11 protein-coding genes are annotated in these 12844 nt (G+C 66.2%); 10 read left to right on the plus strand and 1 reads right to left on the minus strand.

Annotation, left to right across the window (positions count from 1 at the left end; all coding sequences use genetic code 11):
- The first annotated feature begins 9 nt into the window (after positions 1-9).
- Together rdgB and hemW are read left to right on the plus strand one after the other, a co-directional pair.
- Positions 10-639, plus strand: a complete 630-nt coding sequence (gene rdgB, locus JQ604_RS40265; protein WP_212366314.1) for an RdgB/HAM1 family non-canonical purine NTP pyrophosphatase — start codon at positions 10-12, stop codon at positions 637-639.
- Complete coding sequence (gene hemW / locus JQ604_RS40270; protein WP_212366315.1) at positions 632-1783, plus strand: radical SAM family heme chaperone HemW; 1152 nt, start codon at positions 632-634, stop codon at positions 1781-1783. The genes rdgB and hemW overlap by 8 nt, the downstream gene beginning before the upstream one ends.
- Positions 1784-1838: 55 nt before the next feature.
- Here the strand turns inward: hemW and JQ604_RS40275 are convergent, their stop codons facing one another.
- A complete protein-coding gene (locus JQ604_RS40275; RefSeq protein WP_212366316.1) occupies positions 1839-3053 on the minus strand; it encodes a penicillin-binding protein activator in 1215 nt (404 codons plus the stop codon).
- Between the two features lie 207 nt (positions 3054-3260).
- Here JQ604_RS40275 and rsmI point away from each other — a divergent pair, with 207 nt between their 5' ends.
- The 8 genes from rsmI to JQ604_RS40315 all read left to right on the plus strand — a co-directional run bounded on the left by rsmI (position 3261) and on the right by JQ604_RS40315 (position 12746).
- Positions 3261-4214: a 16S rRNA (cytidine(1402)-2'-O)-methyltransferase gene (gene rsmI, locus JQ604_RS40280; RefSeq protein WP_212366317.1), complete on the plus strand. Its 954-nt coding sequence runs from the start codon at positions 3261-3263 to the stop codon at positions 4212-4214.
- Complete coding sequence (locus JQ604_RS40285) at positions 4201-4584, plus strand: YraN family protein (protein ID WP_212366318.1); 384 nt, start codon at positions 4201-4203, stop codon at positions 4582-4584. Before rsmI ends, JQ604_RS40285 begins: the two co-directional genes overlap by 14 nt.
- Before the next feature lie 34 nt (positions 4585-4618).
- The gene (gene gshB, locus JQ604_RS40290) at positions 4619-5566 is read left to right on the plus strand and encodes a glutathione synthase (protein WP_212366319.1); all 948 of its coding nucleotides are present in this window, start codon (positions 4619-4621) and stop codon (positions 5564-5566) included.
- A 192-nt stretch (positions 5567-5758) separates the two neighbouring features.
- Entirely contained in the window at positions 5759-6730 is a 972-nt protein-coding gene (locus JQ604_RS40295; RefSeq protein ID WP_212366320.1) for an MBL fold metallo-hydrolase, read from the plus strand.
- Between the two features lie 152 nt (positions 6731-6882).
- The gene (locus JQ604_RS40300) at positions 6883-8142 is read left to right on the plus strand and encodes a GGDEF domain-containing protein (protein ID WP_212366321.1); all 1260 of its coding nucleotides are present in this window, start codon (positions 6883-6885) and stop codon (positions 8140-8142) included.
- 79 nt (positions 8143-8221) lie between these two features.
- On the plus strand, positions 8222-9760 hold the full coding sequence (locus tag JQ604_RS40305; protein WP_212366322.1) for a YifB family Mg chelatase-like AAA ATPase: 1539 nt from the start codon (positions 8222-8224) through the stop codon (positions 9758-9760).
- A 119-nt stretch (positions 9761-9879) separates the two neighbouring features.
- The gene (locus tag JQ604_RS40310) at positions 9880-10365 is read left to right on the plus strand and encodes a hypothetical protein (RefSeq protein ID WP_212366323.1); all 486 of its coding nucleotides are present in this window, start codon (positions 9880-9882) and stop codon (positions 10363-10365) included.
- A 131-nt stretch (positions 10366-10496) separates the two neighbouring features.
- On the plus strand, positions 10497-12746 hold the full coding sequence (locus JQ604_RS40315) for a PAS domain-containing hybrid sensor histidine kinase/response regulator (protein ID WP_212366324.1): 2250 nt from the start codon (positions 10497-10499) through the stop codon (positions 12744-12746).
- Positions 12747-12844: the final 98 nt, after the last annotated feature.

Genomic DNA, 12844 nt, shown 5'->3' on the forward strand with positions numbered 1-12844 from the left:
TGATTGGCCATGCACCGTCGAATCACCGGAAAGCTCGTCATCGCCACCCACAATCCCGGCAAGCTCGTCGAGATGCGTGAGCTGCTGGCGCCGCATGGTGTCGACGTCGCCTCGGCCGGCGAGCTCGGCCTGCCCGAGCCCGAGGAGACCGGCGATACGTTTCGCAGCAACGCGGCGATCAAGGCAATCGCCGCGGCGAAGGCAACGGGGCTGCCGGCCTTCGCCGATGATTCCGGCCTCGTGGTCGACGCGCTCGATGGCGCACCCGGAATCTATTCGGCGCGCTGGGCCGGCGAGAGCAAGGATTTCATGGCGGCAATGACGCGGGTCGAGCGCCTGCTGCAGGAGCGCGGCGCCACCACGCCCGACCGCCGAAGAGCGCATTTCGTCTCCGCGCTGTGCGTCGCCTGGCCCGACGATCATCTCGAAGAGGTCGAGGCCCGCGTCGACGGAACCCTGGTCTGGCCGCCGCGCGGCACCGCCGGCTTCGGCTACGATCCGGCCTTCCTGCCCGACGGATACACGCGTACCTTCGGCGAGATGACTGGTATCGAGAAGCACGGCCTGCCGCCGCTCGGTCTCGGCCTGTCCCATCGCGCACGCGCCTTCGTCAAGCTTGCGGAGATCTGCCTTGGCTGACCGCGAAGCCTTCGGCGTCTACGTCCACTGGCCGTTCTGCCTGTCGAAATGCCCGTATTGCGACTTCAACAGCCACGTCCGCCACGCGCCTGTTGATGAGGAGCGCTTTGTGCGCGCCTTCGCCCGCGAGATCGAGACGACGGCTGAGCGGGCACCCGGCCGCGAGGTGTCGTCGATCTTCCTCGGCGGCGGAACGCCGTCGCTGATGCAGCCGCAGACGGTCGGCGCCGTCCTCGATGCGATCGGCAAGCATTGGTCGGTCGCCCGCGACGTCGAAGTCACGCTCGAAGCCAATCCGACCAGCGTCGAGGCGACGCGCTTCCGCGGCTATCGCACAGCCGGCGTCAACCGCGTCTCGCTCGGCGTGCAGGCGCTTGACGATGCCTCGCTGAAAGCGCTGGGGCGGCTGCACACGGCGCGCGAAGCGCTCGATGCGGTCGCGATCGCGCGTACCGCGTTCGATCGCTACTCCTTCGACCTGATCTACGCGCGGCCCGACCAGACGCCAAAGATGTGGGAAGCCGAGCTGAAGCAGGCGATCGGCGAAGCCGCCGAGCATCTGTCGCTCTATCAGCTGACGATCGAGGAAGGCACGCCGTTCTTCGGCCTGCACGCCGCCGGCAAATTGCAGACGCCTGATGAGGCGACGTCGCGCGTGCTCTACGACGTGACGCAGGAGGTCTGCGCGCGCGAGGGCTTGCCGGCGTACGAGATTTCCAATCACGCGCGAGCGGGCGCCGAGTGCAAGCACAACCTCGTCTACTGGCGCGGCGAGGAATATGCCGGGATCGGTCCGGGCGCGCATGGCCGGCTCGACATCGACGGCATCAGGCACGCGACCGCGACCGAAAAGCGGCCCGAGGCCTGGCTGATGCGCGTCGAGTCCAGCGGACACGGCGTCGTCACTGACGACCTGCTCAACAGCGAAGAGCGCGCCGACGAATTTCTGCTGATGGGACTGCGGCTCGCGGAAGGCATCGATCCGAAGCGCTATGCGCAGCTCTCGGGGCGTCAGCTCGATCCGGGCCGGATCGCGATGCTGCGCGAGGAAGGCGCGATCTCGGTCGATGCCGATGGACGCCTGCGCGTGACGAAGTCGGGCTTCCCGGTGCTCGATGCCGTCGTTGCGGATCTCGCGGCTTGATTATTGGAGCATGATCTTATCGGAAAAACCGCTACACACTTTTCCGGATCATGCTCTAAGCCCCAAAACTCTTTGGCGATCCCGCGACCGGCGTGCTGCCGCCCGTCGCAAGCTTCATGACGGCGAGGCCGCGCTCATTCGTGCCGTCGGAGCGGAAGCGGAACAGGCCGTCGATGCCGGCAAAGCCGGATGGGTTGGTCAGCGTCTCCGGCGCAAAGCGCTGCGCGCCCTGGGTGCGCGCGAGCGCGGCGACGAGCGCGACCGCATCATAAGCCAGCGTTGCGGTACGCACCGGCTCGCCGCCGAATTTCGCGCGGTAGCGATTGGCAAAACCGCGGAAGCCGGACGGATCGGGCGCCGCGTACAGACCGCCCTGCAGATTGGGGCTCGCGAACACCCGCGGATTGTCCCACAGGCCGGTGCCGAGCAGCTGAATGTTGCGCAAATTCGAACCCGCCGCCGTCAGTGCGTCCGCGGTCGCGACGACGGAATCACCGTCATCGGCCAGCAGCAGCGCATCGGCCTGGCCAAGCTGCTGCGCCACGTTGCGCGCCGGCGTCGCACGATCGGCGCCATACTTCTCGAAGGCGACGACACGGCCATTTTTGCGGCCGACCGCCTGCTTGAACGCAGCCTCGACCACGTTGCCGTAGGCATTGTCGGGCACCAGCGCCGCAAACGAGCGCTTACCGGTGCCGGCGGCATAGTCGACGATGCGGTTGATGTCGGATTCGGGGAGGAAGCTCAGCAGGTAAACCCCGCGGCCCGCGACGCTCGAATCGGTCGAGAAGGCGATCACCGAGGTGCCCTTGGCGCGCGTCAGCTGCGCGGTGGCCGGCACCGAGCCGGCAAACAGCGGGCCCAGGATGATCTCGGCGCCTTCGCCCAGCGCCTGCTGGGTCGCCTGTGCCGCGCCTTGCGGGCTCGCGCCGTCGTCCTTGATCAGGAGTTGGATGTTCGGGTTCTGGAACTCGGCCAGCGCCATCTCGGCGGCATTCTTCATCGACTGCGCCGCGACCCCGGCATTGCCGGAGGCCGACAGCGGCAGGATCACGCCGACCTTGACCCCTCCGGTTCCGACCGCCTGCGGCTGCTGGGGCGGACCGGCCGGGACGGCGGAGTCCTGGCCGCCGAACGGGTTGGAGAACTGGCTCAAGCTTTGCTGGACGCTGGAGCAGGCCGACAGCAGCGGCGCGCCGAGCATCAGGCCGAGCGCCGTCCGCCGGGTCGCGCCCGACGGCTGAGACTTGCGGTGGTGCGGGCCTGTCATCGTCTCTCTTCTCTTGACCGACCGAGATCGGCCAGGACTCCATCCGGTCTCAGATGAGGGGGATGGATTCGGGCATATTGTCGGCGAATAGTTAACTAAAACAATAGGATTATGGTCTGACGACGCCGTTGCCGAACGACCCAGCCACACCGCGCACAACCCTTTCAGGGTGTGGCGCAAGCGCAGCCCTCCCTCTAGATTGGCATCATGCGCGCAAAAGCTAGCTCCAGCTATGGCCCAGAGGCCACGACCGGTTCTCAAACGAGAACTTTCTCGATCGGCAACCAGCTGTTGACCGCGCCCAAACCGGTTCCGGGCCTGCATCTGGTGGCGACCCCGATCGGCAATCTCGGCGACATCACGCTCCGCGCGCTGGAGACCCTGGCCGGGGTCGATATCATCGCCTGCGAGGACACCCGCATCACCCGCCGCCTGACCGAGCGCTACGCGATCTCGGCGGAACTGAAGCCCTATCACGAGCACAACGCCGCCCAGGCGCGGCCGAAGATCCTCGAGCGGCTGGCGCAGGGCGCCTCGATCGCGCTGGTCTCCGACGCCGGCACGCCCCTGATCTCCGATCCCGGCTTCAAGCTGGTCCGCGAGGCCTGCGCCGCCGGCCATCAGGTGATCGCCGTCCCCGGCCCCTCCTCGGTGCTATCAGCGCTGTCGGTCGCGGCGCTGCCGACCGACCGATTCTTCTTCGAAGGCTTCCTGCCGGCCAAGGAACACGCCCGCCGCACCCGGCTCGCTGAGCTCGCGAACATTCAGGCGACGCTGGTGATGTTCGAGTCAGGCAACCGCGTGCAGGACAGTCTGCGCGATCTCGCTGCCATCATGGGCGATCGCGATGCCGCGATCTGCCGTGAGCTGACCAAGGTGCACGAGGAGATTACGCGCGCGCCGATCGCGGAGCTCGCCGCGCGCGCGGATGGTCTGGAGACCCGTGGCGAATTCGTGCTGGTGGTCGGTCCACCCTCGGCCGACGCGCAGGTGATGGGCCAGGACGCACTTGACGATCTCCTGCGTTCATCGCTGGCGCGCGACAGCGTCAAGGACGCCGTCGCGCATGCCGTCGAATTGTCGGGCCGCCCGCGTCGCGAGGTCTATGCCCGCGCGCTGGAGCTTGCCAAGGACTTGAGGGGCGACGATGGCGAAGACTGAGAACGCCTCCCCCGAACGCGTCGCCGCGTTCCAGACCGGCATCTCCGCCGAGAGCCGCGCCGCGGCCTGGCTGATGGCCAAGGGCTACCGCATCCTGGCAAAACGCTTCCGCACACCCTATGGCGAGATCGACCTGGTGGCGCGCCGCCGCAACCTGATTGCATTCGTCGAGGTCAAGGCCCGCGCCAGTCTCGACGAGGCCGCCTATGCCGTGACGCCGCGCCAGCAGCAGCGCATCGTCAACGCCGCCGAGGCCTGGCTGATGGCGCATCCCGAGCATGCGGAATTTGATCTCAGATTCGACGTCGTGCTGATTGCGCCGAAGAGCCTGCCGCGCCATCTGTTAGCGGCATTCGACGCGAGCCAGTGATAACTTTCCCTCGAGAGACCTGCGGATACCGCCCATGAAATTGAACGTCGCCGTCCAGATGGACCCCATCGCGCGCATCAACATCCGCGGCGATTCCACCTTCGCGCTGTTGCTCGAGGCGCAGAAGCGCGGTCACGGCATTTCCTACTACACGCCCGACAAGCTCTCGCTGCGCGGCGAAGAGCTGGTGGCGCCACTGCAACCTCTCGCCGTGCGCGACGAGGTCGGCGATCACTTCACCCTCGGCGAGCCCAAGCGCGAGGCGCTGAACGGTTTCGACGTCGTGCTGCTGCGCCAGGATCCGCCGTTCGATCTCGCCTACATCACCTCGACGCATTTCCTCGAGCGCATCCATCCGAAGACGCTGGTGGTCAACAATCCCGCCAGCGTACGCAACGCGCCGGAAAAGCTGTTCGTGATGAACTTTCCGCAGCTGATGCCGCCGACCCTGATCTCGCGCGATCTCGACGAGATCAACGCCTTCCGCGATCAGCACGGCGCCGTCGTGATGAAGCCGCTGCACGGCCATGGCGGCGCCGCCGTATTTCGCGTGATGCCGCAGGACATGAATTTCGGTTCGCTGTTCGACATGTTCTCGGTGACCTTCAGGGAGCCCTGGGTGATTCAGCGCTTCCTTCCCGAGGTGAAGCATGGCGACAAGCGCATCATCCTGGTCGACGGCGAATTCGCCGGTGCCGTCAACCGCGTGCCGGCTCCGGATGACCTGCGCTCCAACATGGTGCGCGGTGGTGCTGCGGCGGCAACCGAGCTGTCCGATCGCGAGCGCGAGATTTGTGCAACCGTCGGTCCCGCGCTACGCGAGCGCGGACTGCTCTTCGTCGGCATCGATGTAATCGACGGCAATCTCACCGAGATCAACGTGACCTCGCCGACCGGCATCCGCGCAATCCAGCGGTTGAACGGCCCCGATGTCGCGGCCAAGATCTGGGATGCCATCGAGGCCAAGCGCGCCGCGAAATAAATCTCGCTTATGCGCTGCGCAGCAGAGTTGCACGGTAGTCAGAATTCTATCGTGTGCGCTGCGCTGATCTAATTCTACTTGCCAGCTTGCGCGGGCGAGCGCAGCATGCCTATGCCCGCGTCAGGTCATAGCGGCGGAAGGGGCGCGGGCGGCTTCGCGAAAAAATCTCATAAAAATCCTGGAGGAAGACGTATGACGCTCAATGTCTCACGACGATCCTTGCTCGCACTCGGCGCCGGTCTCGGCGCCTCTACGCTGCTCGGCGAAAGCGCACTCGCCAAGGCGCCCAAGCTCGGCACACAGACGCCCTACTGGCATCGCTTCAACCTCGGTGATGCCGAGGTGACCGTCGTCTCCGACGGACCGCTGCCGCTCGGCCCGCCCAAGGGCACCTTCGTCGGCGTGCCCGACGACGAAGTGAAGAAGATGCTGTCGGACAATTTCCTCTCGCCGGAAAATGTCGTGCTCGAGCAGAACTCGCCGATCGTCAACACCGGCGACAAACTCATTCTGTTCGACACCGGCATGGGCACCTCGAAAGCGTTCGGCCCGACCACCGGCCGGCAGCAGAAGAGCATGGCCGAAGCCGGCATCAAGCCGGAGCAGATCGATGCGGTCGTGTTCTCGCACGCGCATATCGATCACATCGGTGGCGTCGTCGGCGAAGACGGCAAGCCGCTATTCCCGAATGCGCAATTCTACATCGCCCAAAGCGATTTCGACTTCTGGACCAATGAAGCCAATCTCGGCGGTCCGCTGAAGGACTTCGTGATCCACGCCCGCAAGAACCTGATGCCGATCCGCGACCGCCTGGTGTTCTTCAAGGACGGCCAGGAATTCCTGCCCGGCGTGCAGGCGATCGCAGCACCCGGCCACACTGTCGGCCACACCATCTTCATGGTGAGCTCGGCCGGCAAATCCTTCTGCTTCCTCGGCGACCTCTCGCATCACCCGGTGCTGCTGCTGGAGAAGCCGCTGATGGAGTTCTCCTACGACAGCGATCCAAAGCAGGCCGCGCAGACCCGCGTGAAGCTGCTGGACATGCTGGCGGCCAACAAGACCGCCGTGATGTCCTACCACTTCGCCTGGCCCGGCTATGGCCACGTCGCCAAGACCAAGGAGGGATTCCACTACTATCCCGAAGCGATGCAGATGCTGCTCTGAGTGCGCAATCGCCGGGGACGACCCGTCGGCCGTCCCCGGCTTTAGCCTCGCATTAGCCAAACCTTGCCGTGGAAGTTAAATCTTTACGCTCTCGGGAACTTTGGTTCCCCGTTTAAGCGGTCTGCAAGAGCTGCTGCTTGAGATTGCGGCTCATGACAGCCGCAGTCCTGCCAGACACCCCCGTTGATGCCGCGCAACCAGCGCAGCGCAAGTCGCGCCTGCGCGTCTGTGTCGACTGGCTATTGGCCGGCCTGCATCCGGAGCCGGATGAGGTCCGCAAGGAATTGCTGCATCAACGCGCGAGCAAGATCAAAACGCTCGCGGTCGCGATCTTCGCCTCGCTGCTCACGGCCTCGATCGCCGCCGCGTTGACCGGGACCGCATGGGCCTATGGCTGGGTGGCAGCTGAACTCGTTCTCGGCAGCATCCGGGTCTACCTGATGCTGGCCGACATCGCGAAGGCGAAGGCCGCGCAACTCACCGGCACCACCATCGCGCCGATCTGGGCCGGGCTCGCCTCGGCGATCCTGATTTCCGCCGGTTGCTATCAATGCGTCGCATCGGGCGAGTTGCCGCTGATCCTGATGGCCGGCATCGGCATCGCCAATCTCGTCGGCGGCATCTCCTCGCGCAACGCCGGCACGCCGCGCTATGGCGCGCTGTTGATCTGCATCCTGACGCTGCCGTTTGCGATCGCCACGATCGTCTCGCCGATCCCGTATCTCTTCATCATCGGCCTGCAAACGCCGCTCTACACCGCCGGCATGATCTTCCTGCTGCTCGAGAACCACAAGGTGCTGCTCAACCTGCACCGCTCCGAGCACAGCAATCGCCAGATGGCGCATCACGACCTGCTCACCGGCCTGCCCAACCGCGCGCTGAATCAAAAGCTGTTCGCCGATCTGCTCGCCGTGCCCGCGTCCGAAGTGACGTCACAGCGTTCAAAGCTCGCGGTGTTCTGTCTCGATCTCGACGGCTTCAAGGGCGTCAATGACGGCTTTGGACATGCGATGGGCGATGCGGTTCTGGTCCAGGTCGCCAAGCGGCTGCGCGGCTGCGTCCGCGACGTCGATTTCGCGTGCCGTCTCGGCGGCGACGAATTCGTCGTGCTGCTGCCCGACATCAGCGACGACGACGCGATCTCTGTCGCGCGGCGCATCATCGCGCGTGTCTCCGAGCCCTTCGCATTCGAGCCGGCTGCCAGGATCGGCGTCAGCATCGGCATTGCCGCCGCACCCCGCGACGGCAACACCGCCGACGAGCTGCTAATCGCGGCCGACCGCGCGATGTATGAAGCCAAGCGCCGCGGCAAGGGCGGTTTCGTGATCCACGTCCCGAACGTGGAGTCGGGCAGCCTTGCTCCGACGGAGGATACGCATCGCGGCTCTGCCGCCGAGGCAACCGCCGCTTAGCAAGGTCGAGGCGCCTTGTTCCCGTAATGTTCTTGACTTGCCGCCCGATTTCGCTACCCTCGATTGTGCAGGGGGTAGCATGGTTCAGCGGGTTTCCACCGTCGCTTTCGAAGGGATTGAGGCCCGCGCGGTCGACGTGCAGGTGCAGATCGTCCCCGGCTTGCCGAACTTTCTGATCGTCGGCCTGCCGGACAAGGCGGTGTCCGAGGCGCGCGAGCGGGTGCGGGCGGCGGTTGTCGCCTCCGGCCTGGCGCTGCCGGCGCGGCGGATCATCGTCAATCTGGCGCCGGCCGACCTGCCCAAGGAAGGCAGTCACTACGACCTGCCGATCGCGCTTGGCCTGATGGCGGCGATCGGGGCGATCCCGCCCGACGCGCTCAACGGCTTTACGGTGCTTGGCGAACTCGGGCTCGACGGCTCGATCGCACCGGTCGCCGGCGTTCTGCCGGCTGCGATCGGCGCCAATTCGCGCGACGAGGGCCTGATCTGTCCGGCGGCGTGCGGCTCGGAGGCGGCGTGGGCAAGCCCGGACATCCAGATCATTGCGGCGCGCTCGCTGATCCAGATCGCCAATCACTTCAAGGGCACGCAGGTCCTGTCGCGGCCGCAGCCGAAGGTGCATGAGCGCGAGGAGGCACTGCTCGACCTCAGAGACATCAAGGGCCAGGAAAGCGCCAAACGCGCGCTCGAGATCGCAGCCGCGGGCGGGCATCACCTTTTGATGATGGGCTCGCCCGGCGCGGGCAAATCGATGCTGGCGGCGCGGCTGCCGTCGATCCTGCCGCCATTGTCGCCATCCGAACTGCTGGAAGTCTCGATGATCGCCTCCGTCGCCGGCGAGATTCGCGATGGTGCTCTGACAGCGCGGCGGCCATTCCGCAGCCCCCATCACTCCGCCAGCATGGCGGCACTCACCGGCGGCGGCATGCGGGCAAGGCCCGGCGAGATTTCGCTCGCGCATCAGGGCGTGCTGTTCCTCGACGAGCTGCCGGAGTTCGATCCGCGCGTGCTGGATTCGCTGCGCCAGCCGCTGGAGAACGGCGAGGTCTCGGTCAGCAGAGCCAACCACCGCGTCACCTATCCGGCGCGCTTCATGCTGGTAGCGGCGATGAACCCCTGCCGCTGCGGCCATGCCTATGAGCCCGGCTATTCCTGCAAGCGCGGTCAGCTCGACCGCTGCACCGCCGACTACCAGATGCGCATCTCCGGCCCGCTGATGGACCGCATCGATCTCCGCATCGAGGTGCCGGCCGTCACCGCCGCCGATCTGATCTTGCCGCCGCCGTCGGAAGGCTCGGCCGAAGTCGCGGCCCGCGTCGCTGCCGCGCGCAACGTCCAGCTGGCGCGCTATGCGGCCGCCGGCCTGCCACATGTCCGCACCAATGCCGAGGCGCCGAGCGCGCTGCTCGAGACCATCGCGCAGCCGGATGCAGCGGGCCAGAAGCTGCTGCGCGAAGCCGCCGAGACCATGCATCTCACCGCGCGCGGCTATCATCGTGTGCTGCGGGTTGCGCGCACGCTGGCCGATCTCGACGGCGCCGAGAAAATCGGCCGTCTGCATCTCGCCGAAGCGCTGTCGTATCGGGCGCTTGCCGACGATCTGCGTCGCGCGGCCTAATTCATCTCAGGCGTGCATGATCGCCGCCATCGTCAACGCGGTGGTAACCAGTCTCGTTTACGCTCCGCAAACCATAAGCGCCGCGTCCGCGCGCTTGAGGCGGTGAGCGAGTAAGTGTCATGTTGCGTTTCAAGATCCTGGCCTCGGTGCTGCCGCTGGCCGTGACCGCGGTGTTTGCCCGCGGCGAGTTGCTGCCCGGTCCCCGGCCCTGCATCGAGGTCGGCGGCGCGGCCGTCCAGATCGCCGCGCTGCCCTGGCAGGCGCAGCTCCATGTCAGCTTCACCGACGACCCGAATCTGGCCACCGTCCGCGTCCAGATCACTGACGCTGCCGAGCTGGCCGACTTTGCCGTGATCGACGATATCGACGACACCGAGGCCGGCGCCTGCGAGAGCCATAACGTCCCGCAGCTGGTCGCGATCTCCGGCAGCCCGCGGGCCGCAGATCCCGTCATCCATCTCTCGCATGACGGCCCGTCCGACTATCGTATCTTCGTGCAATCCAAGACATTTTCGGCCCGCGACGCCGCGGCCCTGATCGTCGGCGCCCGCGGCGGACATCGCCGCCTGGAAGCCGCCTCGCTGGACGCATTAACGCTTCGCTAACCCTGTTGTCAGCGCAACGCGAAACGCTCGCCCGCCTCAAGCACTTTGCAAGGTGACCGACGCATCGTCTGGGCCAACACCCCGACGGCTGACGGGCCGTCGATGTCAAGCAATCTCAGGGGATGTCGGCGATGGGGCGGATTTTTCGATTCAAGCTGCGCCTGCGCCGCTTTTCGCGCCGCCACCCTTGGCTCACCTTTGCGGTCCGCTCCTTCACCGTCTTCTCCGCCGCGTTCGGCGGCGCCTTCGGCTTCATCTCCGGCATCCTGGCCGAAGATTCCAGCTACGACCCCTATGCGTTCGCGATCGGCGTGAGCTTCCTGTTCGCGCTCGCCTGCCTCGCGCTGGCGACGATGAGCGTCCGGATGCGCTTCCTGCGCAAGAAGCTGCGCACCATCGCCACCCACAATGAGGCGATGGCGGATCGCAACTGGGAGCTGCAGGAGGCCGAGCAGCGCGTCCGCAATCTGTTCAAGGCGCAGGGCGATTTGATCGTGCTGCGCGATGCGGATGGCCGCATCACCTACGCCAACGACGCCTATTGCGAGCTGGCGCAGCTGCCGCGCGATCAGCTGGTCGGCAGCACCGCCACGCTGCAAGTGCTGGAGCAAGGCGACACCGCGCTCGAGAGCAACGGCACGCGGGTGCACGACCAGAAGATCGAGGGACCGTTGGGTGCGCGCTGGATCGCCTGGCGCGAGGGCTTTGTGCGCAACGACGCCGGCGGGCCGGCCGAGATGCAGAGCGTCGGCCGCGACGTCACCGACCGCACCGAGAGCGAACGCGCGCTCGCCGAAGCGCGCGACCAGGCCGATGCAGCGAACCGCGCCAAGTCGCGCTTCCTCGCGATGGCCAGCCACGAGATCCGCACGCCGCTGAACGGCATCATCGGCATGAGCGGCCTCTTGATGGAAACGCCGCTGACGCCGGAGCAGGCGACCTATGTCAAGGCAGTGAAGACCTCGGGCGATGCGCTGCTGTCGCTGATCGAGGAGCTGCTCGACTATTCCAAGATCGAGGCCGGCAAGATCGATCTCGAGCACCGGCCGTTCGCGCTGTCGACGCTGATCGAGGACATCACCGAATTGCTGGCGCCGCGCGCGCAGGCCAAGGGCATCGAGATCGCCGCCTATGTCGACGAGCAATTGCCGATCGAGGTGATCGGCGATTCCGCGCGGCTCCGCCAGGTGCTGCTCAATCTCGCCGGCAATGCCATCAAGTTCACCGCGACCGGCGGCGTGGCGCTGATCGTCGAGCCCGGCATCTGGCCGAACGAGATCAGCTTCCTGGTGCGCGACACCGGCATCGGCATTGCGCCGGAAGCGCAGCAGCGCATCTTCCGCGAATTCGAGCAGGCCGACGAGCGCATCGCGCGCAGCTATGGCGGCACCGGCCTCGGCCTCTCGATCAGCGATCGCATCGTGAAACGAATGGGCGGACGCATCGCGCTGGCGAGCACGCCAGGTGCCGGCTCGACCTTCGAGGTCTCGATCCCGCTCACTGCTGCCGACACCGGCGAGGTGAAGATATTCGCGGCGCCCGACTTCTCCGGGCAGTCGATCATGCTGGCGGCGCCGCAGAGCATTGAGGCCTCGCTGATCTCGCGACGGCTGCAGCGCTGGGGCGCGCAGACCTGCATGGTGGCGGATGCCGACGTTGCGACAGCGCTTCTGCCGGAGCGAACCTGGCACGCGGTCCTGATCGACCACGCGCTCGGCACGGAGAGGATGGAAGCGCTCGCCAACGCCGCGCGCACGCATGCCACCCACCGCATCGTGATGTTCACGCCGGCGACGCGGCAGGAGCTGCTGGCGTCGACCGGCTCGACCTTTACCGGCTATCTGATCAAGCCGCTGCGCGCGGCATCGCTCGCGGCGCGCCTGACTGCGACGCCGGAGATCGCAGCACCCAGCCTTGCGATCGAGACGCCGGAGGACCCCGCATCGCATGCAGCACAGGCGACCGACGCGCGAAAGGGCTTGTCGATCCTGGTCGCCGAGGACAATGAGATCAACGCGCTGTTGATGCGTTCGCTGCTCAGCCGGCTCGGCCATCACGCCGTCATCACCACCAATGGCGAGCAGGCGATGGAATCCTGGCTGTCGGCGAAATCCGCCGGCACGCCCTATGATCTCGTCCTGATGGACGTACAGATGCCGCGGCTGAACGGCATCGAGACGACCAAGCGCATCCGCAAGCTCGAAGCCGGCCAGCCCGGCCGGCAGACGCCGATCCTGGCATTGACCGCCAACGCGCTGGTGGAAGATCGCTACGCCTGCTTCGAGGCCGGCATGGACGGTTTTCTGATCAAGCCGCTCGACCGCGAGAAGCTGCAGGAAGCGCTGGCGGGACTGGCCGCGTCACGGCATCTGGCGGCGTAGCCGTCATTGCGAGCAAATCCTGTAGATTCCATGGGCGGTGAGCGTGGCCTCTCCGATAGGTTTGGGTTTCCACACTCGAACCCACGGAGAGTCAGATG

Origin of the sequence: Bradyrhizobium jicamae (genome assembly GCF_018130695.1) — a bacterium.
GTDB lineage: Bacteria > Pseudomonadota > Alphaproteobacteria > Rhizobiales > Xanthobacteraceae > Bradyrhizobium > Bradyrhizobium jicamae_B.